General features: G+C 71.3%; 25 protein-coding genes. 8 read left to right on the top strand and 17 right to left on the bottom strand.

Features of this window, described 5'->3' with window-relative positions; all coding sequences use genetic code 11:
• Window positions 1-89 precede the first annotated feature (89 nt).
• The 8 genes from OIM89_RS24480 to OIM89_RS24445 all read right to left on the bottom strand — a co-directional run bounded on the left by OIM89_RS24480 (window position 90) and on the right by OIM89_RS24445 (window position 6,708).
• Complete coding sequence (locus OIM89_RS24480) at window positions 90-428, bottom strand: metal-sulfur cluster assembly factor (RefSeq protein WP_003947436.1); 339 nt, start codon at window positions 426-428, stop codon at window positions 90-92.
• A complete protein-coding gene (gene sufU / locus OIM89_RS24475; RefSeq protein WP_037664954.1) occupies window positions 425-901 on the bottom strand; it encodes a Fe-S cluster assembly sulfur transfer protein SufU in 477 nt (158 codons plus the stop codon). Before sufU ends, OIM89_RS24480 begins: the two co-directional genes overlap by 4 nt.
• Before the next feature lie 10 nt (window positions 902-911).
• Window positions 912-2,180 carry a cysteine desulfurase gene (locus tag OIM89_RS24470; RefSeq protein ID WP_030695112.1) on the bottom strand — a complete coding sequence of 423 codons (1,269 nt, stop codon included), beginning with the start codon at window positions 2,178-2,180 and terminating at the stop codon, window positions 912-914.
• Window positions 2,177-2,941 carry a Fe-S cluster assembly ATPase SufC gene (gene sufC, locus OIM89_RS24465; protein WP_003947439.1) on the bottom strand — a complete coding sequence of 255 codons (765 nt, stop codon included), beginning with the start codon at window positions 2,939-2,941 and terminating at the stop codon, window positions 2,177-2,179. The genes OIM89_RS24470 and sufC overlap by 4 nt, the downstream gene beginning before the upstream one ends.
• Before the next feature lie 6 nt (window positions 2,942-2,947).
• On the bottom strand, window positions 2,948-3,265 hold the full coding sequence (locus OIM89_RS24460) for a bifunctional 3-phenylpropionate/cinnamic acid dioxygenase ferredoxin subunit (RefSeq protein ID WP_030695113.1): 318 nt from the start codon (window positions 3,263-3,265) through the stop codon (window positions 2,948-2,950).
• A gap of 5 nt (window positions 3,266-3,270) precedes the next feature.
• Window positions 3,271-4,470 (bottom strand): Fe-S cluster assembly protein SufD, encoded by a 1,200-nt coding sequence (sufD, locus tag OIM89_RS24455; protein ID WP_030695114.1) that lies wholly within the window; start codon window positions 4,468-4,470, stop codon window positions 3,271-3,273.
• Window positions 4,471-4,546: 76 nt separating this feature from the next.
• Complete coding sequence (sufB, locus tag OIM89_RS24450) at window positions 4,547-5,968, bottom strand: Fe-S cluster assembly protein SufB (protein WP_023419998.1); 1,422 nt, start codon at window positions 5,966-5,968, stop codon at window positions 4,547-4,549.
• Window positions 5,965-6,708, bottom strand: coding sequence for a helix-turn-helix transcriptional regulator (locus OIM89_RS24445; protein WP_030695115.1), 744 nt, complete (start codon window positions 6,706-6,708; stop codon window positions 5,965-5,967). The genes sufB and OIM89_RS24445 overlap by 4 nt, the downstream gene beginning before the upstream one ends.
• A 183-nt stretch (window positions 6,709-6,891) precedes the next feature.
• Between OIM89_RS24445 and OIM89_RS24440 the strand changes: the two genes are divergently transcribed.
• Genes OIM89_RS24440 through OIM89_RS24430 form a run of 3 tightly spaced genes read left to right on the top strand, consistent with a single transcriptional unit; the run spans window position 6,892 to window position 9,679 of the window.
• On the top strand, window positions 6,892-7,851 hold the full coding sequence (locus tag OIM89_RS24440) for an ABC transporter ATP-binding protein (RefSeq protein WP_052231081.1): 960 nt from the start codon (window positions 6,892-6,894) through the stop codon (window positions 7,849-7,851).
• Entirely contained in the window at window positions 7,848-8,615 is a 768-nt protein-coding gene (locus tag OIM89_RS24435; RefSeq protein ID WP_047469031.1) for an ABC transporter permease, read from the top strand. The genes OIM89_RS24440 and OIM89_RS24435 overlap by 4 nt, the downstream gene beginning before the upstream one ends.
• 53 nt (window positions 8,616-8,668) lie before the next feature.
• Complete coding sequence (locus OIM89_RS24430) at window positions 8,669-9,679, top strand: COX15/CtaA family protein (RefSeq protein ID WP_047469033.1); 1,011 nt, start codon at window positions 8,669-8,671, stop codon at window positions 9,677-9,679.
• Between the two features lie 65 nt (window positions 9,680-9,744).
• Here OIM89_RS24430 and OIM89_RS24425 read toward each other — a convergent pair whose 3' ends face one another.
• The 3 genes from OIM89_RS24425 to OIM89_RS24415 form a co-directional block, all read right to left on the bottom strand.
• Window positions 9,745-10,848 carry an amidohydrolase gene (locus tag OIM89_RS24425; RefSeq protein ID WP_078858168.1) on the bottom strand — a complete coding sequence of 368 codons (1,104 nt, stop codon included), beginning with the start codon at window positions 10,846-10,848 and terminating at the stop codon, window positions 9,745-9,747.
• 102 nt (window positions 10,849-10,950) lie between these two features.
• The gene (locus tag OIM89_RS24420) at window positions 10,951-11,316 is read right to left on the bottom strand and encodes a hypothetical protein (RefSeq protein WP_047469035.1); all 366 of its coding nucleotides are present in this window, start codon (window positions 11,314-11,316) and stop codon (window positions 10,951-10,953) included.
• Between the two features lie 110 nt (window positions 11,317-11,426).
• Window positions 11,427-12,389 (bottom strand): heme o synthase, encoded by a 963-nt coding sequence (locus OIM89_RS24415; RefSeq protein WP_087777957.1) that lies wholly within the window; start codon window positions 12,387-12,389, stop codon window positions 11,427-11,429.
• Between the two features lie 382 nt (window positions 12,390-12,771).
• On the opposite strand from OIM89_RS24415, the gene tkt reads away from it, so the two are divergent.
• From tkt to pgl, 5 genes are read left to right on the top strand one after another with little or no spacing between them, the layout of a single operon-like run.
• Complete coding sequence (tkt, locus tag OIM89_RS24410; protein WP_047469039.1) at window positions 12,772-14,859, top strand: transketolase; 2,088 nt, start codon at window positions 12,772-12,774, stop codon at window positions 14,857-14,859.
• A gap of 41 nt (window positions 14,860-14,900) precedes the next feature.
• Window positions 14,901-16,043, top strand: coding sequence for a transaldolase (gene tal / locus OIM89_RS24405; RefSeq protein WP_030695118.1), 1,143 nt, complete (start codon window positions 14,901-14,903; stop codon window positions 16,041-16,043).
• Between the two features lie 14 nt (window positions 16,044-16,057).
• The gene (gene zwf, locus OIM89_RS24400; RefSeq protein ID WP_107049050.1) at window positions 16,058-17,581 is read left to right on the top strand and encodes a glucose-6-phosphate dehydrogenase; all 1,524 of its coding nucleotides are present in this window, start codon (window positions 16,058-16,060) and stop codon (window positions 17,579-17,581) included.
• On the top strand, window positions 17,578-18,618 hold the full coding sequence (gene opcA / locus OIM89_RS24395) for a glucose-6-phosphate dehydrogenase assembly protein OpcA (RefSeq protein WP_030695120.1): 1,041 nt from the start codon (window positions 17,578-17,580) through the stop codon (window positions 18,616-18,618). Before zwf ends, opcA begins: the two co-directional genes overlap by 4 nt.
• Window positions 18,615-19,400 (top strand): 6-phosphogluconolactonase, encoded by a 786-nt coding sequence (gene pgl, locus OIM89_RS24390; RefSeq protein WP_151169829.1) that lies wholly within the window; start codon window positions 18,615-18,617, stop codon window positions 19,398-19,400. Before opcA ends, pgl begins: the two co-directional genes overlap by 4 nt.
• 70 nt (window positions 19,401-19,470) lie before the next feature.
• Here pgl and pgi read toward each other — a convergent pair whose 3' ends face one another.
• The 6 genes from pgi to gap form a co-directional block, all read right to left on the bottom strand.
• A complete protein-coding gene (gene pgi, locus OIM89_RS24385) occupies window positions 19,471-21,141 on the bottom strand; it encodes a glucose-6-phosphate isomerase (RefSeq protein WP_030695122.1) in 1,671 nt (556 codons plus the stop codon).
• Between the two features lie 141 nt (window positions 21,142-21,282).
• Window positions 21,283-21,618: an RNA polymerase-binding protein RbpA gene (locus OIM89_RS24380; protein ID WP_003947458.1), complete on the bottom strand. Its 336-nt coding sequence runs from the start codon at window positions 21,616-21,618 to the stop codon at window positions 21,283-21,285.
• 191 nt (window positions 21,619-21,809) lie between these two features.
• Complete coding sequence (gene secG, locus OIM89_RS24375) at window positions 21,810-22,037, bottom strand: preprotein translocase subunit SecG (protein ID WP_008406068.1); 228 nt, start codon at window positions 22,035-22,037, stop codon at window positions 21,810-21,812.
• A gap of 121 nt (window positions 22,038-22,158) precedes the next feature.
• Window positions 22,159-22,914, bottom strand: a complete 756-nt coding sequence (gene tpiA / locus OIM89_RS24370; protein ID WP_030695123.1) for a triose-phosphate isomerase — start codon at window positions 22,912-22,914, stop codon at window positions 22,159-22,161.
• 36 nt (window positions 22,915-22,950) lie between these two features.
• On the bottom strand, window positions 22,951-24,162 hold the full coding sequence (locus OIM89_RS24365; RefSeq protein WP_264491619.1) for a phosphoglycerate kinase: 1,212 nt from the start codon (window positions 24,160-24,162) through the stop codon (window positions 22,951-22,953).
• A 150-nt stretch (window positions 24,163-24,312) separates the two neighbouring features.
• Window positions 24,313-25,320, bottom strand: a complete 1,008-nt coding sequence (gap, locus tag OIM89_RS24360; protein ID WP_030695125.1) for a type I glyceraldehyde-3-phosphate dehydrogenase — start codon at window positions 25,318-25,320, stop codon at window positions 24,313-24,315.
• Window positions 25,321-25,416 lie beyond the last annotated feature (96 nt).

The following is a 25,416-nucleotide window of genomic DNA, read 5'->3' as shown; positions in this document are numbered from 1 at the left end:
GAGCCAGGGACCCGGACGAAAAGGCGGGGTCCACCGGCCGTGACCGGTGGACCCCGCCTCCCGCGGACGCGCCGTGGCGCGCCCGGAACTCAGACGTTGAAGCCCAGTGCCCGCAGCTGCTCGCGCCCGTCGTCGGTGATCTTGTCGGGACCCCACGGCGGCATCCAGACCCAGTTGATCCGCAGCTCACTGACGATGCCGTCGGTGGCCGACTTGGCCTGGTCCTCGATGACGTCGGTCAGCGGGCAGGCCGCCGAGGTCAGGGTCATGTCGATGGTCGCGATGTTCGCGTCGTCGACGTGGACCCCGTAGATCAGGCCCAGGTTGACGACGTCGATCCCCAGCTCGGGGTCGACGACGTCCAGCAGCGCCTCGCGGACCTCCTCCTCGGAGGCGGGCTTCAGAGTGGCCTCCGCGTTCTCGCTCATGCCGTCCTCCTCGCAGTCGTGTCGCTCGCGTCCTCGCCCAGGGCCTGGGCGGTCGCGTCCTTCCACGCCATCCAGCTCAGCAGCGCGCACTTGACGCGTGCCGGGTACTTGGAGACGCCGGCGAACGCGACCGCGTCCTCCAGCACCTCCTCCATGGCGTCGTCCGGCTCGATCTGGCCCTTGGACTGCATCAGCTCCAGGAAGGTGCCCTGGATCTTCCGCGCCTCGGCCAGTTCCTTGCCGACCAGCAGGTCGTTCAGCACCGAGGCGCTGGCCTGGCTGATGGAACAGCCCTGCCCCTCGTAGCTGACGTCGGCGATGCGCTCGCCGTCGTACTTGACCCGCAGGGTGATCTCGTCCCCGCACGTGGGGTTGACGTGGTGCACCTCGGCGTCGCCGTCGCGCAGCCCCCGCCCGTGCGGGTTCTTGTAGTGGTCCAGGATCACGTCCTGGTACATCGAATCCAGCTTCACGACACGTCCCTCAGCCGAAGAAGTTCCGTACGTGCTCCAGACCGTTCACCAGGGCGTCGACCTCGGCGGGCGTGGAGTACAGATAGAACGACGCCCGCGTGGTCGCGGGAATTCCGTACCGCAGGCAGACGGGGCGCGCGCAGTGGTGTCCCACGCGGACCGCGATGCCCTGTTCGTCGAGGACCTGCCCGACGTCGTGCGGATGGATGTCGCCCAGCGTGAAGGAGATCGCCGCACCCCGGTCCTCGGCCGAGGCCGGGCCGATGATGCGCAGGTCGGGGACCTGGAGCAGCCGCTCGACGGCGTACTCGGTGATCGCGTGCTCGTGGGCGGCGATCTTCTCCATGCCGATGGAGCTGAGGTAGTCCACCGCCGCGCCCAGGCCGATGGCCTGGGAGATGGGCGGCGTGCCGGCCTCGAACTTGTGCGGCGCGGGAGCGTACGTCGAGGAGTGCATCGAGACGGTCTCGATCATCTCGCCGCCGCCGAGGAAGGGCGGCAGGTCCTCCAGCAGCTCCTGGCGGCCCCACAGGACGCCGATGCCGGTCGGCCCGCACATCTTGTGGCCGGTGAAGGCCACGAAGTCGGCCTGGAGCGCCTGGACGTCCAGGGGCATGTGCGGGGCGGCCTGCGAGGCGTCGATGAGGACCAGGGCGCCGACCTGCTGGGCGCGCCGGACGATCTTCTCGACCGGGTTGACCGTGCCCAGCAGGTTGGAGACGAGGGTGAAGGAGACGATCTTCGTCTTCTCGGTGATGATCTCGTCGATGTCGGAGAGGTCGAGGCGGCCGTCGTCGGTCAGCCCGAACCACTTCAGCTTCGCGCCGGTGCGCTGCGAGAGCAGCTGCCACGGCACGATGTTGGAGTGGTGCTCCATCTCCGTGATGACGATCTCGGTGTCGGCGTCGACGCGGTAGGGCTCGTCGGCCCAGCCCAGCATGTTCGCGACGAGGTTGAGCGACTCGGAGGCGTTCTTGGTGAAGATCACCTCGTCGCGGCTCGGGGCGTTGATGAAGGCGGCGACCTTGTCGCGGGAACCCTCGTACAGCGCCGTTGCCTCCTCGGCGAGCACGTGCACGCCGCGGTGGACGTTGGCGTTGTGCTGCTCGTAGTACTCGCTGAGCACGTCGAGCACCTGGCGGGGCGTCTGGGAGGTCGCCGCGTTGTCCAGGTAGACGAGTTTCCTGCCGTCGTGGATCTCCCGGTGGAGGATCGGGAAGTCCTTGCGGATCGCCTCGGTGTCGAGGAGGCCGGAGAGCCCCTGATGGGCCACAGTCACGCGGATGCGCCACCCTTCACGTAGGACTCGTAGCCCTCCGCCTCCAGCTTGTCGGCCAGCTCCGCGCCGCCGGACTCGGCGATGCGGCCGCCCGCGAAGACGTGGACGTGGTCGGGCTTGATGTACCGCAGGATGCGGGTGTAGTGCGTGATCAGCAGGGTGCCGACCTCGCCGCCCTCACGGACGCGGTTGACGCCCTCGGAGACGACGCGCAGGGCGTCGACGTCGAGGCCGGAGTCGGTCTCGTCGAGGATGGCGACCTTGGGCTTGAGCAGCTCCAGCTGAAGGATCTCGTGGCGCTTCTTCTCACCGCCGGAGAAGCCCTCGTTGACGTTGCGCTCGGCGAAGGCGGGGTCCATGTGGAGACGCTCCATGGCCTCCTTGACCTCCTTCACCCAGGTACGCAGCTTGGGGGCCTCGCCGCGCACGGCGGTGGCCGAGGTGCGCAGGAAGTTGGAGACGGAGACGCCGGGGACCTCGACCGGGTACTGCATGGCGAGGAAGAGGCCGGCGCGGGCCCGCTCGTCGACGGACATCTCCAGGACGTCCTCGCCGTCGAGGGTGACGGTGCCGCCGGTGATCGTGTACTTGGGGTGGCCTGCCAGCGAGTAGGCGAGCGTCGACTTGCCGGAGCCGTTCGGGCCCATGATGGCGTGCGTCTCGCCCTGCTTCACGGTCAGGTCGACGCCCTTGAGGATCTCCTTCGTGGCGTTGTCGGCCTCGACGGTGACGTGCAGGTCGCGGATTTCAAGCGTTGCCATGGTGCCTCAGGACTCCTGGGTGAGGGAGACGAGCACGTCGTCCCCTTCGATCTTTACGGGGTATACGGGGACGGGGCGCGTGGCCGGCAGCCCGGAGGGCTTGCCGGTGCGCAGGTCGAAGGCGGAGCCGTGGAGCCAGCACTCGATCTGGCAGTCCTCGACCTCGCCCTCGGAGAGCGAGACGTTGGCGTGCGAGCAGATGTCGTTGATCGCGAACACCTCGCCCTCCGTGCGCACCACGGAGACCGGCGTGCCGTCGAGTTCCACCCGCTTGGGGGTGTCCTCCTCCAGCTCGCTGAGCCCGCACGCCCTCACGTACGCGATGGCCATCAGACCGCGGCCTCCAGTTCGGCCTCGATCTTGGCGAGCAGCCGCTCCTCGACGTCGGGCAGGCCGATCTGCTGGACCAGCTCGGCGAAGAAGCCGCGGACCACCAGGCGGCGGGCGTCGGCCTCGGGGATGCCGCGGGCCATCAGGTAGAAGAGCTGCTCGTCGTCGAAGCGGCCGGTCGCCGAGGCGTGGCCGGCGCCGACGATCTCGCCGGTCTCGATCTCGAGGTTCGGCACCGAGTCGACCCGCGCGCCGTCGGTGAGGACGAGGTTGCGGTTCATCTCGTAGGTGTCGGTGCCCTCGGCGGCGGCCTCGATGAGGACGTCGCCGATCCAGACGGCGTGCGCGTCGTCGCCCTGGAGCGCGCCCTTGTAGACGACGTTCGAGGTGCAGTGCGGCTGGTTGTGGTCGACCAGCAGACGGTGCTCCTGGTGCTGGCCCCGGTCGGTGAAGTACAGGCCGATCAGCTCGGCCGAACCACCGGTGGACGCGTAGGTGACGCGCGGGTGCAGCCGGACCAGGTCGCCGCCGAAGGTGACGACGACGGACTTGAACGAGGCGTCGCGGCCGACCAGCGTGTTGTGCTGGGCGACGTGGACTGCGCGGTCGTCCCAGTCCTGGACGGCGACGACGGTCAGCTTGGCGCCGTCACCGAGGACGTAGTCGACGTTGGCGGCGAGGACCGCGTCACCGGTGTGGTCGATGACCACGACGGCCTCGGCGAAGGCGCCGAGCTCGATCACCTGGTGGGCGTAGGCGGTGCCGCCCTCGCCGTGCACGGTGATCCGGATCGGCTCCTCGGGGCGCGCTTCCTTGGGCACGGTGACGACCGACGCCTTCTCGAAGGCGCTGTACGCCTGGGCGGCGACGCGGTCGACGGGCTTGCCGGCCCGGCCGACGCGGGCGTCGTCACGGCCGACGGTCTCCTGGGTGACCCCGTCCGGGGTGGAGATCTCGACGCGGATGCCGCCGTCGGCGACGGCGCTGCCGTCGTGCAGGCCGCGCAGCCGCTCCAGCGGCGTGAACCGCCACTCCTCCTCGCGGCCGTGCGGGACCGGGAAGTCCGCCACGTCGTACGAGGGGGGCGCGCTCATGCGCGTGGCGACGGTCGACTCGGCGGCCACCGCGATCTGACCGGCGGTGGTGGAACCCGTCGGCACGGTGCCCCCCTGGACGGGGGCGTTCTGGGCCTCAGCCATGGCTGTCGTGGTGCTCTCTCTCTGCGTCGGACTCAGCGAACCGAGCCGGAGGACTTCGTGTGCTGCGGGCTCGGCGTCAGCCGACGGAGCCTTCCATCTGGAGCTCGATCAGCCGGTTGAGTTCCAGGGCGTACTCCATGGGGAGCTCCTTGGCGATCGGCTCGACGAAGCCGCGCACGATCATCGCCATCGCCTCGAACTCGGTGAGGCCGCGGCTCATCAGGTAGAAGAGCTGGTCCTCGGAGACCTTGGAGACGGTCGCCTCGTGGCCCATGGACACGTCGTCCTCGCGGACGTCCACGTAGGGGTAGGTGTCCGAGCGGGAGATGGTGTCGACCAGCAGCGCGTCGCACAGGACGTTCGACTTGGCGCCCGGGGCACCCTCGCCGATCTCGATGAGACCGCGGTAGGAGGTGCGGCCGCCGCCTCGCGCCACCGACTTGGAGACGATGTTGGAGGAGGTGTTGGGGGCCATGTGGACCATCTTGGCGCCCGCGTCCTGGTGCTGGCCCTCGCCGGCGAAGGCGATGGAGAGCGTCTCGCCCTTGGCGTGCTCGCCCATCAGGTAGACGGCCGGGTACTTCATGGTGACCTTGGAACCGATGTTGCCGTCGATCCACTCCATGGTCGCGCCCTCGTACGCCACGGCGCGCTTGGTGACCAGGTTGTAGACGTTGTTCGACCAGTTCTGGATGGTCGTGTAGCGGCAGCGGCCGCCCTTCTTGACGATGATCTCGACGACCGCGGAGTGCAGCGAGTCGGTCTTGTAGATCGGCGCGGTGCAGCCCTCGACGTAGTGGACGTAGGCGTCCTCGTCGACGATGATCAGCGTCCGCTCGAACTGGCCCATGTTCTCGGTGTTGATCCGGAAGTAGGCCTGGAGCGGGATCTCGACGTGCACGCCCTTCGGCACGTAGATGAAGGAGCCGCCGGACCACACGGCCGTGTTGAGCGCGGCGAACTTGTTGTCACCGGCGGGGATGACGGTGCCGAAGTACTCCTGGAAGAGCTCCGGGTGCTCCTTCAGCGCGGTGTCGGTGTCGAGGAAGATGACGCCCTGCTCCTCCAGGTCCTCGCGGATCTGGTGGTAGACGACCTCCGACTCGTACTGCGCGGCGACGCCGGCGACGAGGCGCTGCTTCTCCGCCTCGGGGATGCCGAGCTTGTCGTACGTGTTCTTGATGTCCTCCGGCAGGTCCTCCCAGGACTCGGCCTGCTTCTCGGTGGACCGCACGAAGTACTTGATGTTGTCGAAGTCGATGCCGGAGAGGTCCGAGCCCCAGTTCGGCATGGGCTTCTTGCCGAAGAGCTTCAGGCCCTTGAGGCGGAGCTTGGTCATCCACTCCGGCTCGTCCTTCTTGGCCGAGATGTCGCGGACGACGTCCTCGCCGATGCCACGCCGGGCGGAGGCTCCGGCCGCGTCGGAGTCGGCCCAGCCGTACTCGTACGTACCCAGGCCCTCGAGTTCGGGGTGGGCAGTCTCCGTGGGGAGCGTCATGCGGGGTTCCTCCCGGCCGTGCTTGCTGATGTGTCGGTGGACTGATGTGCCGTGGTCTGCGGGGTGGCGCGCGGGATGAACGTCGTGCAGACGCCGTCTCCGTGCGCGATGGTCGCGAGGCGCTGGACGTGGGTGCCCAGGAGCTGGGAGAAGACCTCGGTCTCCGCCTCGCAGAGCTGTGGGAACTGCTCGGCCACGTGCGCGACCGGGCAGTGGTGCTGACAGAGCTGTTCGCCCTGCTGCGGCTCGGGGGCGCTACGCGCCGTAGCAGCGTACCCGTCGGCGCTCAGCGCCTTCGCCAGCGCGTGGGCGCGGTCCGCCGGGTCCGCGTCGTCCATGGCGGCGCGGTACTGCTCCGCCTGGGCGGCCACCCTGGCGCGGGCGAAGGCGGCCACCGCGTCGGGTCCTGCCGTCTCCGCGATCCAGCGCAGCGCGTCGGCGGCGAGGGAGTCGTAGGACTGGTCGAAGGCGTCGCGTCCGCAGTCGGTGAGGGCGAAGACCTTGGCGGGCCTGCCCCTGGTCCGGGCGCCGTAGACGCGCTGTTCGCGGGGTTCGACGACGCCGTCGGCGCCGAGGGCGTCGAGGTGCCTGCGGACGGCGGCCTGGGTGAGCCCGAGCCGCTTCGCGAGGGCGGCGACCGTGGAGGGGCCGTGGTCCAGGATGGAGCGCGCGACACGGTTGCGGGTGGACCGCTCACCGGTCGCGAGTTCCTCCTGCGGAGCCTCGCCAGCCTTTTTCACAACGCCATTGTTGCGTAATTCGTCCGGGAGCGACAACCGCCCAGGTGGCAGCCTCAGGGTGGCATCAATCACTTAGGGTTACCTAACCGAGCGTGCTGTGGTAGTGGCCCCAGGGGCCTCGCGGGCCCCGGGAGACTCGGCCCGTGTGCCGGTGTGCGGCGGCCCGTCCCTAGACTCTCCGGTATGCGCAGCACCCCACCGGGCGAGATCCCCCGGCCCACCCCGCCGGAGCCCGTTCTCCAGGTGCGGGGCCTGATCAAGCGGTACGGCACCAAGACGGCCGTCGACGGCCTCGACCTCACCGCCCGGGCCGGCGTCACCGCCGTCCTCGGCCCCAACGGCGCCGGCAAGACCACCACGGTCGAGACCTGCGAGGGGTACCGCAGGCCCGACGCCGGCACCGTCCGGGTCCTCGGCCTCGACCCGGTCCGCGAGGCGGCCGCGCTGCGCCCGAGGATCGGCGTGATGCTCCAGTCGGGTGGCGTCTACTCCGGCGCCCGCGCCGACGAGATGCTCCGCCACATGGCGAAGCTGCACGCCCACCCGCTGGACGTGGACGGGCTTGTCGAGCGCCTCGGCCTCGGCTCCTGCGGCCGCACCACCTACCGGCGCCTCTCCGGCGGGCAGCAGCAGCGGCTCGCGCTCGCCATGGCCGTGGTGGGCCGTCCCGAACTGGTCTTCCTCGACGAGCCGACCGCCGGGCTCGACCCGCAGGCCCGCCGCTCCACCTGGGAGCTGGTGCGCGAGCTGCGCGCCGACGGCGTCAGCGTGGTGCTGACCACCCACGCGATGGACGAGGCCGAACAGCTCGCCGACGACGTGGCGATCATCGACGCCGGGCGTGTCGTGGCCCAGGGCAGCCCCGAGGAGCTGTGCCGGGGCGGCGCGGAGAACACCCTGCGCTTCACCGGCCGCTCCGGCCTGGACCTGGCCTCGTTGCTGAAGGCACTGCCCGCGGAGACCGCCGCCGTCGAGCTGGCCCCCGGCTCGTACCGGCTGACCGGCACCGTCGACCCGCAGCTGCTGGCCACCGTCACCTCCTGGTGCGCCCAGCACGGGGTCATGCCCGACCAGCTCTCGGTGGAGCGCCACACCCTGGAGGACGTCTTCCTCGAACTGACCGGCAAGGAGCTGCGCGCATGAGGACCGGTACCTACGCCCCGAAGCCCGGGGCGGCGCCGGTGGGCCGCATGATCGCCGCCCAGGCCGCCTTCGAGACCAAGCTGCTGCTGCGCAACGGCGAGCAGCTGCTGCTCACCGTGATCATCCCCTCGCTGCTCCTGGTGCTCTTCTCGACGGTCGACGTCGTCGACACCGGCGAGGGCGAGCCGGTCGACTTCCTCGCCCCGGGCGTCCTCGCGCTGGCGGTGATGTCGACCGCCTTCACCGGCCAGGCCATCGCCACCGGCTTCGAGCGCCGCTACGGCGTCCTCAAGCGGCTCGGCGCCTCCCCGCTCCCCCGCTGGGCGCTGATGACCGCGAAGACGCTGGCGGTGCTGGTGACCGAGGTGCTCCAGGTGGTGCTGCTGGCGGTGATCGCGCTGGCCCTCGGCTGGTCCCCGCACGGCAACCCCTTTGCCGTGCTCCTGCTGCTGGCGCTCGGTACGGCTGCCTTCTCCGGGCTCGGCCTGCTGATGGCGGGCACGCTGAAGGCGGAGGCGACGCTGGCCGCCGCCAACCTGGTCTTCCTGCTGCTGCTGGTCGGCGGCGGGGTGGTCGTGCCGCTGTCGAAGTTCCCCGACCCGGTGGGCGCGGCGCTGGGCTGGCTGCCGATCTCGGCGCTCTCCGAGGGGCTGCGGGCCGTCCTCCAGGACGGTGCCGGGCTGCCTCTCGCGCAGGTCGGCATCCTCGCGGTGTGGGCGGTGGCCGCGCTGGCGGCGGCGGGGCGTCTCTTCCGCTGGGAGTGAGCCGCCGACCCGCCGGCACCCCAAGTGAAACCGTGCACAAGCTTCCGCCTAGCATGTCCTCCGTGCCTGAGAAGACCCGTGCCAGCGCCGTCGAGGCCGCACGCAACCCGCTCGCCTTCATCGCCGCCCGGTGGACCCCGTCCCCCGGGATCGTCCGCCGGGCGGCGCTCACCGCCCTCGTGATGGCGGTGGTCATCGTGGTCACCGGCGGCGCCGTCCGCCTGACCGGCTCGGGCCTGGGCTGCCCGACCTGGCCCAAGTGCACCGAGGACTCGCTGACCTCCACGCGCGAGATGGGGCTGCACGGCGCCATCGAGTTCGGCAACCGGATGCTGGCCTACGTGCTCTGCGCCGCCGTCGGCTGGGCCATCATCGCCGCCCGCGCGGCCAAGCCCCGCCGCCGCGCCCTCACCCGGCTCGGCTGGGCGCAGTTCTGGGTGGTCATGGGCAACGCGGTCCTCGGCGGCATCGTCGTCCTGGTCGGCCTCAACCCGTACACCGTCGCCGCGCACTTCCTGCTCTCCACCGTGCTGATCGCGGTGGCGACCGTGATGTGGCAGCGGACCAAGGAGGGCGACGAGCCGGCCCGGCCGCTGGTCGGCAAGCCGCTGCGCCAGCTGGTCCAGGTGATGGTCGGGGTGACCGCCCTGCTGATCGCGGTGGGCACCGTGGTGACCGGCGCCGGTCCGCACGCGGGCGACTCCAGCGACGTCCCCCGGATGCCGCTCGACTGGGAGATGGTCAGCCGCGTGCACGCGGTGCTGGCCTGGGTCGTGGTGGCGCTCGCCTTCGCCCTGTGGTTCGTCCTCAAGGCCGTCGACGCGCCCTCCGGTCCGCTGGCCCGCACCCGCGAGTTCTTCGTGATCCTGCTCCTCCAGGGCGCCATCGGCTACGTCCAGTACCTCACCGACCTGCCGGAGATCCTGGTCGGACTGCACATGCTGGGCTCGTGCCTGGTGTGGATCGGGGTCGTGCGCCTCCTGCTCTCCCTGCGCGAGCGCCCGTACGCCACGCCCGGGCAGGTCCCGGCCCAGCCGGAGAACCCGGTCGCGGCAGCCCGCTGAACCCCGCTTTCGGCGCCCCCGTTCCCCGTCCGTGGGTGCGGGGGCGCCACCGTGTCCGGGCTCCTTCAGCCGAGCCCGTAGACCCGCCGCGCGTTCTCGGCGGCGATCATCCGGGCGACCCGGCGGCCGTCCCGCGCGGACCAGGCGCCCTGGGCGACCTTGCCGCCGATCACCTCGTCGAGCGCCTGGTGGAACTCGCGGGCGGCCACCACGTGCAGCTCCGGCAGGCCGCCCGCGCCGCTGGCGTACATCAGCTTGCCGAAGGGGGCCCGCTCCAGCGCACCGGCCAGCGCGTCACGCACCGGCGGCCCGCCGTACGGGTCCACCGGGCCGATCCCCGCGTAGACGTGCGGGTGGAGGGCGGCGAGCCGCGCGGTGTGGTCGTGCGGCCCGCCGCCGCCCAGCAGGACCACGTCGGTGCCGAGCCCGGCCGTGGCTTCGGCGAAGGCGGTGAGCGCGGCGGCCCGGCGCGGCCCGGGCAGCGCGTGCAGCTGGAGCGGCCGGCCGGTGGTCAGCGCGACCCAGCACAGATGGGCGACGAGCACCGGTTCGGCGAGCCGGGCGCCCGCCGCCCGCCCGGCCAGCCAGGTGGCGGCGGCGGCCCGTACGGCGCCGGGGCCGGGCGGGGTGCCCGCGCTCGCGGCGTCCTCGCCGGGCCCGCTGACGCAGGTGAAGGCGGCGGCGGTGGCGGAGACGGCGTGCACCGCCTCGGAGAGGTTGGCGAGGAAGGCCTCGGCGGTGCCGGAGGTGTCGGCCACCTGTTCGGCGAGGTGTTCCAGGCGCACCACCTCGCGCGCCACCGTCCCGCCCGCGGCCGCCAGTTCCGGCGGCCCGGTCAGCTCCTCGGCGGTCCCCGTGTCGACCAGGTGGGCGGCGATCCCGCCGGCCCGCAGCAGGCGCCGGCCGGACTCCAGGACGCCCAGTTCACGGCGGCGGGCCAGGTAGGCGGCGGGCGGGCAGTGCGGGTCCAGGCCGAGCAGGGGCGGGCACCAGCGGCGCACGGCGAAGCCGGTGCGGCTGTCGAAGAAGGTGGTCCCCTGGGCGGGGCTGCCGCGCCCCAGCCGGGCCTCGAAGGTGGCCAGCCCCAGTTCCTCCCGGACGAGTCCGTGGCAGTACTGGTCGACCAGGTGCGGCGTGTCGGCCACCAGGAGCGGCGGTGTGTCGGTCATGGGTTCCCCCCGTCGGCGCGGCGCTGCCGCGGTGCCTAACGGGCGGAGGGGGCCTCAGGTGTCGCCCGGCCCGCCCCGGGAGCGGGGCGGGCCCTCGCCGTCTCAGGCGGCGGAGCGGCCGGGGCGCGGGTGGCTGGGGCTGCCGATCTGGATGCCGGCCATCCGGCTCCACTCGTAGGGGCCGGTGACGACCTTGGCGGCGAACTCGCCGCTGAACTCGTCATGGACGGTGACGCCGGCCTTCTCGGTGGCGGCGCGGGCCACCTCCATGCTGGGCACCACCACGTCGCCCCAGGCGCCGTCGCCGCAGACGAGGACGATGCGGGCGCCCTTCTCTCCGAGGTGGGCGAACTGGGCCTCGGCGCCGCCGTGGGCCGCGGCGAAGGCGGTGATGGACTTGGCGGCCTTGGCCGCGCGGCGCGCGTCGCGGGTGTTCGGCTTGGTGTCGTCCTGCTGTGTGTTGGCCATGGCCAGATGCTACCGAGCGGTAGATCACGCGGCGACGGGCGGGGCGGGTGGCCTTGGCCACGCGCCCCGCCCGTCGGCGAGGGTGCTGAGAGGTGCTGCCGCGCGGGCGGTCAGCGCAGGAACGGGTCGACGGCCACCGCGACGAAGAGCAGCGAGACGTAGGTGATGGACCAGTGGAAGAGGCGCATCTCCTTGAGCTTGGCGCCGGTGGTGCCCTGCCGGGCGCGGTTCTGGAGACCGTGCGCCTCCCAGAGCCACCAGCCGCCGGTGGCCAGCGCGACCGCCGTGTAGAACCAGCCGGTGTAGCCGAGCGGCTGGAGCAGCAGCGAGACACCGACCATGACCCAGCTGTAGATCACGATCTGCCGGGCGACCACCCGGTTGGAGGCGATCACCGGGAGCATCGGCACGCCGACCCGGGCGTAGTCCTCCTTGACCTTCATCGACAGCGGCCAGTAGTGCGGCGGCGTCCAGAAGAAGATGACGAGGAAGAGGATGACGGCGGCCCAGGAGACCGTGTTGGTCACCGCCGACCAGCCGATGAGGACCGGCATGCACCCGGCGATGCCGCCCCAGACGATGTTCTGCGCGGTGCGCCGCTTCAGGATCATCGTGTAGACGACCACGTAGAAGAGGAGGGCGCCCAGCGAGAGCCAGGCGGAGAGCCAGTTGACCAGCAGGCCGAACCAGAGCGTCGAGATCACGGCGAGCGCGAGGCCGAAGACCAGGCCCTCGCGGGGGCTGATCATGCCGGTGACCAGCGGACGCTGCGAGGTCCGCTCCATCAGGGCGTCGATGTCCCGGTCGATGTACATGTTCAGGGCGTTGGCGCCGCCCGCCGAGAGGTAGCCGCCGAGGCAGGTCACCAGGACCAGCGACAGCGAGGGGACTCCCTGCTCGGCGAGGAACATCACCGGGACGGTGGTGATGAGGAGCAGTTCGATGATCCGCGGCTTGGTCATCGCCACGAATGCCTTGGCGCGGGCCCCGAACGGCCGATGGCCTGGGCTGGACCCGAGCGCTCCCGCAGGACGGGATTCAACGGCCGTCACGCACACCCCTGACAGAGACATTTCCAGCAAGTCACCGGCCATAAAGGACCGGTTAGGACTCGCGCCTTCCTGGTCACTTTAGACGTTGCTGTCCCCCGCCCCTCGCGGGGGGTCCGTCGTGTTGGCGCCCGCCCCCGGTGCACGGAGCGTGTCCGGCGGGCGCCCGTACGGGCCCGCGGGCGCCACCCGGTTGACGGAACGTGTTCGTCCGGGCCCGGGCGGGGCGCGCGCCGGAGGTGCCCGGCAGGCGCGCGGCGCCGGGCCCCGGCAAGCTGGTGGAGAGGGCGGGGCGACGGCGGCGGTGAACGGAAGGATCAGCACCTTCCGTCACCGGTAGGCTCGACCGCGTCCGGTGTCCCGACGTCACCGGCGTTCGACATGTGGAGAGGAGCCCTGACCCAGGGTGAGCACCAAGCCGACCACCACAGACTTCGAGTGGACCGCAGAGGACCAGCGGGCCGTCGACACCGTCCGCGTCCTGGCCGCAGACGCCGTACAGAAGGTCGGCAACGGCCATCCCGGTACGGCGATGAGCCTCGCGCCGGCCGCGTACACCCTCTTCCAGAAGGTGATGCGGCACGACCCGGCGGACGCCGACTGGACGGGGCGCGACCGCTTCGTCCTCTCCGTGGGCCACTCGTCCCTGACCCTCTACATCCAGCTCTACCTGGCCGGTTTCGGCCTGGAGCTGGACGACCTGAAGGCCTTCCGCACCTGGGGCTCGAAGACCCCCGGGCACCCGGAGTACGGCCACACCACCGGCGTGGAGACCACCACCGGCCCGCTCGGGCAGGGTGTGGCCAACGCGGTGGGCATGGCCATGGCCGCGCGGTACGAGCGCGGGCTGTTCGACCCGGAGGCCGCCGAGGGCACCTCCCCGTTCGACCACCACATCTACTGCATCGCCGGTGACGGCTGCCTCCAGGAGGGCATCTCCGCCGAGGCCTCCTCCACCGCCGGCCACCAGAAGCTCGGCAACCTGATCATGCTGTGGGACGACAACCACATCTCGATCGAGGGCGACACCGAGACGGCCGTCTCCGAGGACACCCTCAAGCGGTACGAGGCGTACGGCTGGCACGTGCAGCGGGTGGCGCCCAAGGAGAACGGCGACCTGGACCCGGCCGCCCTGTACGCGGCGATCGAGGCGGCGAAGGCGGAGACGGAGCGTCCCTCCTTCATCGCGATGCGCTCGATCATCGCCTGGCCGGCCCCGAACGCGCAGAACACCGAGGCCGCGCACGGCTCGGCCCTCGGCGACGACGAGGTCGCCGCCACCAAGCGCGTCCTCGGCTTCGACCCGGAGAAGAGCTTCGAGGTCTCCGACGAGGTCCTGGCCCACACCCGTGGCGCGCTGGACCGCGGCCGCGAGCTGCGCGCCGAGTGGGAGAAGGGGTACGCCGCCTGGCGCACCGCCAACCCGGAGCACGCCGCGCTCTTCGACCGTGTCGCCGCCGGTGAGCTGCCCGAGGGCTGGGAGGACGCGCTGCCGGTCTTCGAGACCGGCAAGGCCGTCGCCACCCGTGCCGCCTCCGGCAAGATCCTCCAGGCGCTCGGCGCGGTCGTGCCCGAGCTGTGGGGCGGCTCCGCCGACCTGGCCGGCTCGAACAACACGACGATCGACAAGACCTCGTCGTTCCTGCCCGCCGGCAACCCGCTGCCGGAGGCCGACCCGTACGGCCGGACCATCCACTTCGGCATCCGTGAGCACGCGATGGCCGCCGAGATGAACGGCATCCAGCTCCACGGCAACACCCGCATCTACGGCGGCACGTTCCTGGTCTTCTCCGACTACATGCGCAACGCGGTGCGGCTGTCCGCGCTGATGCACCTGCCGGTGACCTACGTGTGGACGCACGACTCGATCGGCCTCGGCGAGGACGGCCCGACCCACCAGCCGGTGGAGCACCTGGCCGCGCTGCGCGCCATCCCGGGCCTCAACCTGGTCCGCCCGGCCGACGCCAACGAAACGGTCGTCGCCTGGCGGGAGATCATGCGCCGGTGGACCAAGGTGTACGGCAAGGGCGCCCCGCACGGTCTGGCGCTGACCCGGCAGGGCGTGCCGACCTACGAGCTGAACGAGAACGCGGCCCGTGGCGGCTACGTCCTCGCGGAGGCCGAGGGCGGCGAGCCGCAGGTCATCCTGATCGGCACCGGCTCCGAGGTGCAGCTGGCCGTGGGCGCCCGCGAGCAGCTCCAGGCGGCCGGCGTGCCCACCCGGGTGGTCTCCGTGCCGTGTGTCGAGTGGTTCGAGGAGCAGGACGAGGCGTACCGCGAGTCGGTGCTGCCGCGTGCCGTGCGCGCGCGGGTGGCGGTCGAGGCCGGCATCGGCCTGACCTGGTACCGCTTCGTGGGCGACGCCGGCCGGATCGTCTCGCTGGAGCACTTCGGTGCCTCGGCGGACGCGAAGGTGCTGTTCCGCGAGTTCGGCTTCACCGCGGACGCGGTCGCCGAGGCCGCCCGGGAATCCCTCGCCGCCGCTCAGCGCTGACGACGGCACACCACTCTGTAGCTGTAGGAGATGTTTTTTCCATGGCAGACGCACTGAAGCGCCTCTCGGACGAGGGCGTGGCGATCTGGCTGGACGACCTGTCGCGCAAGCGCATCACGTCCGGCAACCTCGCCGAGCTCATCGACGAGAGCAACGTCGTCGGGGTCACCACCAACCCGTCGATCTTCCAGAAGGCGATCTCGCAGGGCGACGGCTACGAGTCGCAGCTCGCCGACCTCGCCGCACGGGAGGTCTCGGTCGACGAGGCCGTCCGCATGATCACCACCGCCGACGTCCGCGACGCCGCGGACATCCTGCGGCCGGTCTTCGACGCCACCGACGGCCAGGACGGCCGGGTGTCGATCGAGGTCGACCCGCTGCTGGCGCACAACACCAAGGCCACCGTCGCCGAGGCCAAGCAGCTGGCGTGGCTGGTGGACCGGCCGAACACGCTGGTGAAGATCCCCGCCACCCGCGCCGGCCTGCCCGCCATCACCGAGGTGATCGGCAAGGGCATCAGCGTCAACGTCACGCTGATCTTCTCGCTGGAGCGCTACCGCGAGGTGATGGACGCCTACCTGGCCGGTCTGGAGAAGGCGAAGGCCGCGGGCCTGGACCTCTCGAAGATCCACTCGGTGGCGTCCTTCTTCGTCTCGCGTGTCGACACCGAGATCGACAAGCGGCTCGACGCGATCGGCACCGACGAGGCCAAGGCGCTGAAGGGCCGCTCCGCCCTGGCCAACGCCCGTCTCGCCTACCAGGCGTACGAGAAGGTCTTCGGCTCGCTGGACGGCACCACCCCGGCCTCCGCCCGCTGGGCCGAGCTGGAGAAGGCGCACGCCAACCGGCAGCGCCCGCTCTGGGCCTCGACCGGCGTCAAGGACCCGGCGTACAAGGACACGATGTACGTCGACGACCTGGTCGCGCCGGGCACCGTCAACACGATGCCGGAGGCGACCCTGGAGGCCGCCGCCGACCACGCCGAGATCACCGGGGACGCCGTCTCGGGGACGTACGAGTCGGCGCAGGGCGTGCTCGACGCCGTGGCGAAGCTGGGCATCGGGTACGACGAGGTCGTCCAGCTCCTGGAGGACGAGGGCGTCGACAAGTTCGAGGCGTCCTGGAAGGACCTCCTCACCTCGACCAAGGCCGAGCTGGACCGGCTCGCCTCCTCGGAGGGCTGATCCCCTTGACCGCACTGCACGGAGCGAACCCGCTTCGTGACGCCGCGGACCGACGGCTCCCGCGTATCGCGGGGCCGTCGGGCCTGGTCATCTTCGGCGTCACCGGCGACCTGTCCCGCAAGAAGCTGATGCCCGCCGTCTACGACCTGGCCAACCGCGGCCTCCTGCCCCCGGGCTTCTCCCTGATCGGGTTCGCCCGGCGCGAGTGGCAGGACCAGGACTTCGCCGAGGTCGTCCACGACGCCGTCAAGGAGTACGCCCGTACGCCGTTCCGCGAGGAGGTCTGGCAGCAGCTGGCCCAGGGCATGCGGTTCGTCCAGGGCACCTTCGACGACGACGCGTCGTTCGAGACCCTCAAGGCGACCATGGAGGAGCTGGACAAGGAGCAGGGCACGGGCGGCAACTTCGCCTTCTACCTCTCCGTCCCGCCGAAGTTCTTCCCCAAGGTCGTCCAGCAGCTCAAGAAGCACGGCCTGGCCGACGCCCCCGAGGGCTCCTGGCGCCGCGCCGTCATCGAGAAGCCGTTCGGCCACGACCTGGCCTCGGCCCGCGAGCTCAACGAGATCGTGCACGAGGTGTTCGCCCCGGACCAGGTGTTCCGGATCGACCACTACCTCGGCAAGGAGACCGTCCAGAACATCCTGGCGCTCCGCTTCGCCAACACCATGTTCGAGCCGCTGTGGAACCGGTCGTACGTCGACCACGTGCAGATCACCATGGCGGAGGACATCGGCATCGGCGGCCGGGCCGGCTACTACGACGGCATCGGCGCCGCCCGCGACGTCATCCAGAACCACCTGCTCCAGCTGATGGCGCTGACCGCCATGGAGGAGCCCGCCTCCTTCGAGGCCAACGCGCTGGTGGCCGAGAAGGCCAAGGTCCTCGGCGCCGTCCGGCTCCCCGAGGACCTGGGCAAGGACACGGTCCGCGCGCAGTACTCGGCGGGCTGGCAGGGCGGCGAGAAGGCCGTCGGCTACCTGGAGGAGGAGGGCATCAACCCCCGCTCCAAGACCGACACCTACGCCGCCGTGAAGCTGGAGGTCGACAACCGCCGCTGGGCGGGCGTCCCCTTCTACCTGCGCACCGGCAAGCGGCTGGGCCGCCGGGTCACCGAGATCGCGGTGGTCTTCCAGCGCGCCCCGCACTCCCCGTTCGACACCACGACCACGGAGGAGCTGGGCCACAACGCCCTGGTCATCCGGGTCCAGCCGGACGAGGGCGTGACGGTGCGGTTCGGCTCGAAGGTGCCCGGCACCTCGATGGAGGTCCGGGACGTGTCGATGGACTTCGCCTACGGCGAGTCCTTCACCGAGTCCAGCCCCGAGGCGTACGAGCGGCTCATCCTCGACGTGCTGCTCGGCGACGCCAACCTCTTCCCACGCACCGAGGAGGTCGAACTCTCCTGGCGCATCCTCGACCCGATCGAGGAGTACTGGGACACCCACGGCAAGCCGGCGCAGTACCCGGCCGGCAGCTGGGGGCCCAAGGAGGCGGACGAGATGCTCGCACGAGACGGACGGAGCTGGCGCCGGCCATGAAGATCGATCTGACGGACACCACCTCCAGCAAGATCAACAAGGCGCTGGTGCAGGGTCGCCGGGCGATCGGCACCCCTGCCGTCGGCATGGTGCTGACCCTGGTCATCGTCACCGACGAGGAGAACGCCTACGACGCGCTGAAGTCGGCCAACGAGGCGTCGCGCGAGCACCCCTCGCGCACCCTGGTCGTCATCAAGCGGGTCTCGCGCTCCCCGCGCAACCGCACCACCTCGCGGCTCGACGCCGAGATCCGGGTCGGCGCCGACGCCTCCACCGGCGAGACGGTCATCCTCCGTCTCTACGGCGAGATCGTCGACCACGCCCAGTCGGTGGTGCTGCCGCTGCTCCTGCCCGACGCGCCGGTCGTCGCCTGGTGGCCGGTGAACGGCCCGCTGGACCCGGCCAAGGACGCCCTGGGCGCCCTCGCCCAGCGCCGGGTCACCGACACCTACGCCGGTGAGCAGCCCATCAAGGAGCTGGCCGAGCGGGCCGCCTCCTACACCCCGGGCGACACCGACCTGGCGTGGACGCGGATCACCCCGTGGCGCTCCATGCTGGCCGCCGCGCTCGACCAGGTGGTCTGCCAGGTCACCGCCGTCGAGGTCGAGGGCGAGGAGTTCAACCCCAGCTGCGAGCTGCTCGCCATGTGGCTCGCCGAGCGGCTCCAGGTGCCGGTGGCCCGCAAGGCGTCCCCGGGCCCCGGGCTGACCGGGGTGCGGATGGAGACCGACTGCGGCCCGATCGTCCTGGACCGGGCCGACGGGGCGCTGGCCACCCTCTCCATCGAGGGCCAGCCGAAGCGGGCGGTCGCCCTCAAGCGCCGCGAGACCGCCGAGCTGATCGCCGAGGAGCTGCGCCGCCTCGACCCGGACGACACCTACGCGGCCGCCCTGCGGTTCGGGGTGGAGCGCCTGGACGAGCACGAGGTGCCCCGGGTCGCGGACGCGCCGGACGCCCCGCACCGGGCGGAGGGCCACAAGGACGCGCCGGTGAAGCGGACGACCAAGGCCACGGCCGCGAAGAAGGGCGCCAAGTGACCCGTACGCCGCAGCTGGTGGTCCACCGGGACAAGGAGCTGATGGCCGAGGCGGCCGCCGCCCGGCTGATCACGCACGTGGTCGACGCCCAGGCGGCGCGCGGCCACGCCTCGCTGGTCCTCACCGGCGGCCGCAACGGCAACGGCCTGCTCGCCGCGCTCGCCGCCTCCCCGGCGCGGGACGCGGTGGACTGGCGCCGGGTCGACCTGTGGTGGGGCGACGAGCGGTTCCTGCCCGAGGGCGACCCCGAGCGGAACGTCACCCAGGCCCGTGCGGCCCTGCTCGACGCCGTCCCGCTCGACCCGGGCCGGGTCCATCCGATGCCGGCCTCGGACGGGCCGTGGGGCAATGACCCGGAGGCGGCCGCCGAGGCGTACGCCGCCGAGCTGGCCGCCGCGGCCGGGCACCACGACCACGGCCGGGTGCCCGACTTCGACGTGCTGATGCTCGGCGTCGGGCCGGACACCCATGTCGCCTCGCTCTTCCCGGAGCTGCCGGCGGTGCGGGAGACGGAGCGCACGGTGGTCGCGGTGCACGGCGCGCCCAAGCCGCCGCCGACCCGGGTCACCCTGACGCTCCCGGCGATCCGCGCGGCCCGCGAGGTGTGGCTGCTCGCGGCGGGCGAGGACAAGGCCAACGCCGCGGCCATCGCCCTCTCCGGCGCCGGGGAGATCCAGGCTCCGGCGGCCGGCGCGTACGGCTGGTCGCGGACGCTGTGGCTGCTGGACGGCGCGGCCGCCTCGCAGCTGCCGCGCGAGCTCTACCCGCAGGCGTCCGCCTGAGCCGGGCGGGAGCCGCACGCGCCCGGGCCCGGTCTCCCCGAGGGGAGGCCGGGCCCTGGCGCGTGCCGGGTCAGCGGCCGCGCAGCGCGCGGTAGCGGGCGACGAGGGCGGCGGTGGAGCTGTCCAGGGAGTCGCTGGAGCGCTCGCCGTCCTTGGCGGTCAGCAGCGGCTCGACCTCCTTGGCGAGGACCTTGCCGAGCTCCACGCCCCACTGGTCGAAGGAGTCGATGCCCCAGACGGCGCCCTGCACGAACACCTTGTGCTCGTAGAGGGCGACGAGCTGGCCGAGGACCGAGGGGGTCAGCTCGTCGGCCAGGATGGTGGTGGTGGGCCGGTTGCCGGGGAAGGTGCGGTGCGGCACCAGTTCCTCGGGGACGCCCTCGGCGCGGACCTCCTCGGCGGTCTTGCCGAATGCCAGCGCCTGCGTCTGGGCGAAGAAGTTGGCCATCAGCAGGTCGTGCTGGGCGGCGAGGCCGTCCGGCAGCTCCTCGACGGGCCGGGCGAAGCCGATGAAGTCGGCCGGGATCAGCTTGGTGCCCTGGTGGAGGAGCTGGTAGTAGGCGTGCTGGCCGTTGGTGCCCGGCGTGCCCCAGACCACCGGGCCGGTCTGCCAGGCGACGGGCTCGCCGTCGCGCTGGACGCGCTTGCCGTTGGACTCCATGTCGAGCTGCTGGAGGTAGGCGGCGAAGCGGGAGAGGTAGTGCGAGTAGGGCAGCACCACGTGCGACTGGGCGTCGTGGAAGTTGCCGTACCAGATGCCGAGCAGCCCCAGCAGCAGCGGCACGTTCTCCTCGGGGGGCGCGGTGCGGAAGTGCTCGTCGACCAGGTGGAAGCCGTCGAGCATCTCGCGGAACCGCTCCGGGCCGATGGCGATCATCAGCGAGAGGCCGATGGCCGAGTCGTAGGAGTAGCGGCCGCCGACCCAGTCCCAGAACGCGAACATGTTGGCCGGGTCGATGCCGAACTCGGTGACCTTCTCGGCGTTGGTGGAGAGCGCCACGAAGTGCCGGGCGACGGCCTCGGGGCCCGCGCCGAGGCCGTCGAGTAGCCAACGGCGGGCCGAGGTCGCGTTGGTGACGGTCTCGATGGTGGTGAAGGTCTTGGAGGCGACGATGAAGAGGGTCTCGGCCGGGTCCAGGTCGCGGACCGACTCGTGGAGGTCGGCGCCGTCGACGTTGGAGACGAAACGCACCGTCAGGTCGCGGTCGGAGAAGGCGCGCAGCACCTCGTAGGCCATGGCGGGGCCGAGGTCGGAGCCGCCGATGCCGATGTTGACGATGTTCCGCAGTGGGCGTCCGGTGGCGCCGGTCCACGCGCCGGAGCGCACCTGGTCGGCGAAGTCGGCCATGCGGTCGAGGACTTGGTGGACCTCGGGGACGACGTTCGGGCCGCCGGGCCCGCCGTCCTCGACGACGGCCCCGCGCGGGGCGCGCAGCGCGGTGTGCAGGACGGCGCGGTTCTCGGTGGTGTTGACGCGCTCGCCGCGGTACATCGCGTCGCGCCACCCGGCCACGTCGGTGGCCTCGGCCAGCTCCCGCAGCAGCGTCAGCGTCTCGTCGGTGACGAGCTGCTTGGAGTAGTCGATGTGCAGGTCGCCGACGCGGAGGGTGTACCGCTCACCGCGGTCCGGGTCGTCGGCGAAGAGCTGACGCAGGCTCACCTCGCCGAGCGCCACGCGGTGGTCGGCGAGCGCGGTCCACTGCGGCCGCTGGGACAGCCCGGTTCGGCTTGCTGGGTTCATCGGTGACTTTCCGCCTTCTCTCGTCTGGGCTTGCCCCGCTGCCCCACCAACCTAATTGATGGCGGGGCGCTCGCGGTGGTGCCACAGAGAGGCCGGGAGACGGCCACCGGGACAACGGCCGGTGGCCGGGCGGCGCGCGGCTCAGATCTCGCCGCGGAGCTTGGCCAGGGCCTCGGCGAGGATCGCCTCCCCGTCGGCGTCGGAGCGCCGTTCACGGACGTAGGCGAGGTGCGTCTTGTACGGTTCGGTGCGCGGCGGCGCCGGGGGGTCGTCCCGGTCCTGGCCGGCGGGGAAGCCGCAGCGGGGGCAGTCCCAGGTGTCGGGGACCTGCGCGTCGCTGGCGAAGCTCGGCTGGGTCTCGTGTCCGTTGGCGCACCAGAAGGAGAGCCGCAGGCGCGGTGCGGACTCGCCCCGCTCGGCCTCCCCCATGGGCCCCGCTCCGACCCGGCTGCCGCGGATCGCGTTGCCACTTGCCACAGTCGTCACTCCCTGCGTGATGGTGCCGCGAAGCGTGACCGGCTCCGCCGCGGGCGCACCAGTGTACGGATGCCGCGACGGGCGTCCAGGGAGCGGAGTTGAGGGCTCCGCGGACGCGGCACCCGCCGGGCGCACGCCTCATGATAGGCGGCGCGCCCGGATCGGGACCGGCGTCGACGGTGCCGGGTGGCTCAGTCCAGCTTCATCAGCAGGCCGAGCACCACGATGCAGGCGAACCAGAGCAGGCTGACGACGACCGTGATCCGGTCGAGGTTCCGCTCGGCGACCGAGGAGCCACCCACGGAGGACTGCATGCCGCCACCGAACATGTCGGAGAGGCCGCCGCCCTTTCCCTTGTGCATCAGCACCAGCAGCATCAGCAGCAGGCTGAAGACGATCAGGGCGATCGAGAACCCCATAACCACGGCTGGACCAACTTCCTCGGAACTGGATGGACTGCGGGGGCCGGGTGTCCCCGGCCCCCGCAAGGGTACGACGATTCCGCTCTACCGCATACTCACTGGTCGCGGAAGCGCGGGCTCACTGGTCGCGGAAGCGGACGATCTTGACGAACTCGTCCGTGTCCAGCGCGGCACCGCCCACCAGGGCGCCGTCCACGTCGGGCTGGGCCATGATCGCCGCGACGTTGCCGCCCTTGACGGAGCCGCCGTACTGGATGCGGACCTTGTCGGCCAGCTCCTGGGAGTACAGCTCGGCCAGCCGGCCGCGGATCGCCCCGCAGACCTCCTGGGCGTCCTCGGGCGTGGCGACCTCGCCGGTGCCGATGGCCCACACCGGCTCGTAGGCGATGACGATCGTCTCGGCCTGCTCGGCGGGGACGTCCTTGAGGCCGCCGTCGACCTGGGCGAGGGTGTACGGGACCTGCTCGCCGGCCTTGCGGACGTCGAGGCCCTCGCCGACGCAGAGGATCGGGGTGATGCCGTACTTGAAGGCGGCCTTCACCTTGGCGTTGCAGAGCTCGTCGGTCTCGTGGTGGTACTGACGGCGCTCGGAGTGGCCGACGGCCACGTAGCTGCACTTGAGCTTGGCCAGCATCGGGCCGGAGATCTCACCGGTGTAGGCCCCGGAGTCGTGGGCCGAGATGTCCTGGGCACCGTACTTGATCTTGAGCTTGTCGCCGTCGACCAGGGTCTGGACCGACCGGAGGTCGGTGAAGGGCGGCAGGACCGCGACCTCGACGGCGTCGTAGTCCTTGTCGGACAGGGCGAACGCCAGCTTCTGGACGTGGGCGATGGCCTCCAGGTGGTTGAGGTTCATCTTCCAGTTGCCCGCCATGAGCGGGGTGCGTCCCTGGGTGTCAGTCACGGTGGTTCAGTCCTCCAGTGCGGCGAGGCCGGGGAGCGTCTTGCCCTCGAGGTATTCGAGGCTGGCGCCGCCGCCGGTCGAGATGTGTCCGTATGCGTTTTCGTCGAAGCCCAGCAGCCGGACGGCCGCGGCGGAGTCGCCGCCGCCGACGACCGTGAAGGCCGTGGAGTCGAGCAGGGCCTGGGCCACTGCCCGGGTGCCGCCAGCGTAGTCGGGGTGCTCGAAGACCCCCATCGGCCCGTTCCAGAAGATGGTGCGGGCGTCGGCGAGCTTGGCGGCGTACAGCTCCGCGGTGGCGGGGCCGATGTCCAGGCCCATCTGACCGGCGGGGATGGCGTCGGCGGGGACGGTGTCGGGGTGGGTGGGCTCCTTGGCCTTCAGGTCGGGGAAGCCGCCGGAGACGACCACGTCGACGGGGAGGACGAACTCCACCCCCTTCTCCTCGGCGCGCTTCAGGTACTCCTGGACGACCGGGATCTGGTCCTCCTGGAGCATCGAGGCGCCGACCTCGTACCCCTTGGCCTTGAGGAAGGTGAAGACCATGCCGCCGCCGATCAGGATGCGGTCGGCCTTCTCCAGCAGGTTGTCGATGACGCCGAGCTTGTCGGAGACCTTGGCGCCGCCGAGGACCACCGCGTAGGGGCGCTGGACCTCGTCGGTCAGCTTCTTGAGGACGCCGACCTCGGTGGCGATGAGGTAGCCGGCGTAGTGCGGCAGGCGGGCCGGGAGGTCGTAGACCGAGGCGTGCTTGCGGTGCACGGCGCCGAAGCCGTCGCCCACGTAGACGTCGGCCAGCGCGGCGAGTTCGTCGGCGAAGGTGGCGCGCTCGGCGTCGTCCTTGCTGGTCTCGCCCGGGTTGAAGCGGAGGTTCTCGACGACCGCGACCTGGCCGGGCTCCAGCCCGTCGACGGCGGCGTGGGCGGCGGGGCCGACGGTGTCCTGGGCGAACGCCACCGGCTTGCCGAGGAGTTCACCGAGCCGCTCGGCCGCGGGCAGCAGCGAGAAGGCCGGGTCGGGGGCGCCCTTGGGGCGGCCGAGGTGCGAGGCGACGATCACCTTGGCGCCGGCACCGGCGAGGGCCTCCACGGTGGGCAGGACGGCGCGGATGCGGCCGTCGTCGGTGATCTGCCCGTCGGCGAGGGGGACGTTGAGGTCGGCGCGGACGAAGACCCGCTTGCCGCTCACGCCCTCGGCGAGAAGTTCGTCGATCGTCTTCATGACTGCTCTCCTGGACTCGTGGCTCTGCTCTCGTGCTGCATGGTCGTGGGGGCGGGCGTCCGGCGTGCGACAGGGCCCGGACCGCGCTGCGTCGCGCGGGTCCGGACCCTGTCACTCATCGTGCGGTGCTGCCTGCCGTGCGGGGAGCGGTCAGAGCCGCTCGCCCACGAAGACGGTGAGGTCGACGAGGCGGTTGGAGTAGCCCCACTCGTTGTCGTACCAGCCGATGATCTTGGCCGTGGTGCCCTCGGCCATGGTCAGCAGCGAGTCGAAGGTGCAGGAGGCCGGGGTCGAGACGATGTCCGAGGAGACGATCGGGTCGGCCGTGTAGACCAGCTTGCCCGCGAGCTGCCCCTCCTGGGACGCCTTCTCGAACGCGGCGTTGATCTCGTCCCTGGTGACCTCGCGCTTCAGCTCGACGACCAGGTCGGTCACGGAGCCGGTGGGGACCGGGACGCGCATCGCGATGCCGTCGAGCTTGCCCTTGAGCTGCGGCAGGACCAGCGCGGTGGCCTTGGCGGCGCCCGTGGTGGTCGGGATGATGTTCTCCGCGGCGGCGCGGGCGCGGCGCAGGTCCTTGTGCGGGAAGTCCAGGATGCGCTGGTCGTTGGTGTACGCGTGCACCGTCGTCATCAGACCCTTGACGATGCCGAAGTTCTCGTCCAGAACCTTGGCCATCGGCGCCACGCAGTTGGTGGTGCAGGAGGCGTTGGAGATGACGTTGTCGGTGGCGGGGTCGTACTTGTCCTCGTTGACGCCCATCACGATGGTGATGTCCTCATCCTTGGCCGGAGCCGAGATGATGACCTTCTTGGCGCCGCCCTGGAGGTGCTTCTCCGCGTCGGCCTTCTTGGTGAAGATGCCGGTCGACTCGATGACGATGTCGACGCCCAGCTCACCCCAGGGGATGTCGGCCGGGTTGCGCTCGGAGAGCACCTTGACGGTCTTGTCGCCGACCGTGATGGTGTCCTCGGTGTGCGAGACCTCTTCGGAGAGCTTGCCGAGGATGGTGTCGTACTTCAGCAGGTGTGCGGTGGTCGCGGTGTCACCCAGGTCGTTGACAGCCACGATCTCGATGTCCGCGCCCTGGTCCAGAAGCGCGCGGAAGTAGTTGCGACCGATGCGGCCGAAGCCGTTGATGCCTACGCGGATCGTCACGAGCCGATCTCCTCGTTGGTACGCCGGTTTTCGACGCCGGCGAGCTGTATGGGATGTCCCCGACCGCCTCCGACCCTACCTCTCCGGGGCCCGGGG

The sequence above is a fragment of the Streptomyces sp. BI87 genome (genome assembly GCF_025957665.1).
GTDB classification, from domain to species: domain Bacteria; phylum Actinomycetota; class Actinomycetes; order Streptomycetales; family Streptomycetaceae; genus Streptomyces; species Streptomyces albidoflavus.
The sequence above is the reverse complement of the archived record's forward strand: the minus strand, read 5'-3'. Positions and strand labels throughout refer to the sequence as shown.

Coding starts and splice junctions, on each gene's coding strand:
- OIM89_RS24415 (WP_087777957.1), bottom strand. CDS start 12,389: ATGTCTCTGTCAGGGGTGTGCGTGACGGCCGTTGAATCCCGTCCTGCG.
- OIM89_RS24435 (WP_047469031.1), top strand. CDS start 7,848: ATGAGGACCGGTACCTACGCCCCGAAGCCCGGGGCGGCGCCGGTGGGC.
- sufD (WP_030695114.1), bottom strand. CDS start 4,470: ATGGCTGAGGCCCAGAACGCCCCCGTCCAGGGGGGCACCGTGCCGACG.
- secG (WP_008406068.1), bottom strand. CDS start 22,037: ATGGGGTTCTCGATCGCCCTGATCGTCTTCAGCCTGCTGCTGATGCTG.
- OIM89_RS24365 (WP_264491619.1), bottom strand. CDS start 24,162: ATGAAGACGATCGACGAACTTCTCGCCGAGGGCGTGAGCGGCAAGCGG.
- OIM89_RS24430 (WP_047469033.1), top strand. CDS start 8,669: ATGTCCTCCGTGCCTGAGAAGACCCGTGCCAGCGCCGTCGAGGCCGCA.
- sufC (WP_003947439.1), bottom strand. CDS start 2,941: ATGGCAACGCTTGAAATCCGCGACCTGCACGTCACCGTCGAGGCCGAC.
- OIM89_RS24480 (WP_003947436.1), bottom strand. CDS start 428: ATGAGCGAGAACGCGGAGGCCACTCTGAAGCCCGCCTCCGAGGAGGAG.
- OIM89_RS24425 (WP_078858168.1), bottom strand. CDS start 10,848: ATGACCGACACACCGCCGCTCCTGGTGGCCGACACGCCGCACCTGGTC.
- tpiA (WP_030695123.1), bottom strand. CDS start 22,914: ATGGCGGGCAACTGGAAGATGAACCTCAACCACCTGGAGGCCATCGCC.
- pgi (WP_030695122.1), bottom strand. CDS start 21,141: ATGAACCCAGCAAGCCGAACCGGGCTGTCCCAGCGGCCGCAGTGGACC.
- sufB (WP_023419998.1), bottom strand. CDS start 5,968: ATGACGCTCCCCACGGAGACTGCCCACCCCGAACTCGAGGGCCTGGGT.
- tal (WP_030695118.1), top strand. CDS start 14,901: ATGGCAGACGCACTGAAGCGCCTCTCGGACGAGGGCGTGGCGATCTGG.
- OIM89_RS24440 (WP_052231081.1), top strand. CDS start 6,892: ATGCGCAGCACCCCACCGGGCGAGATCCCCCGGCCCACCCCGCCGGAG.
- opcA (WP_030695120.1), top strand. CDS start 17,578: ATGAAGATCGATCTGACGGACACCACCTCCAGCAAGATCAACAAGGCG.
- OIM89_RS24420 (WP_047469035.1), bottom strand. CDS start 11,316: ATGGCCAACACACAGCAGGACGACACCAAGCCGAACACCCGCGACGCG.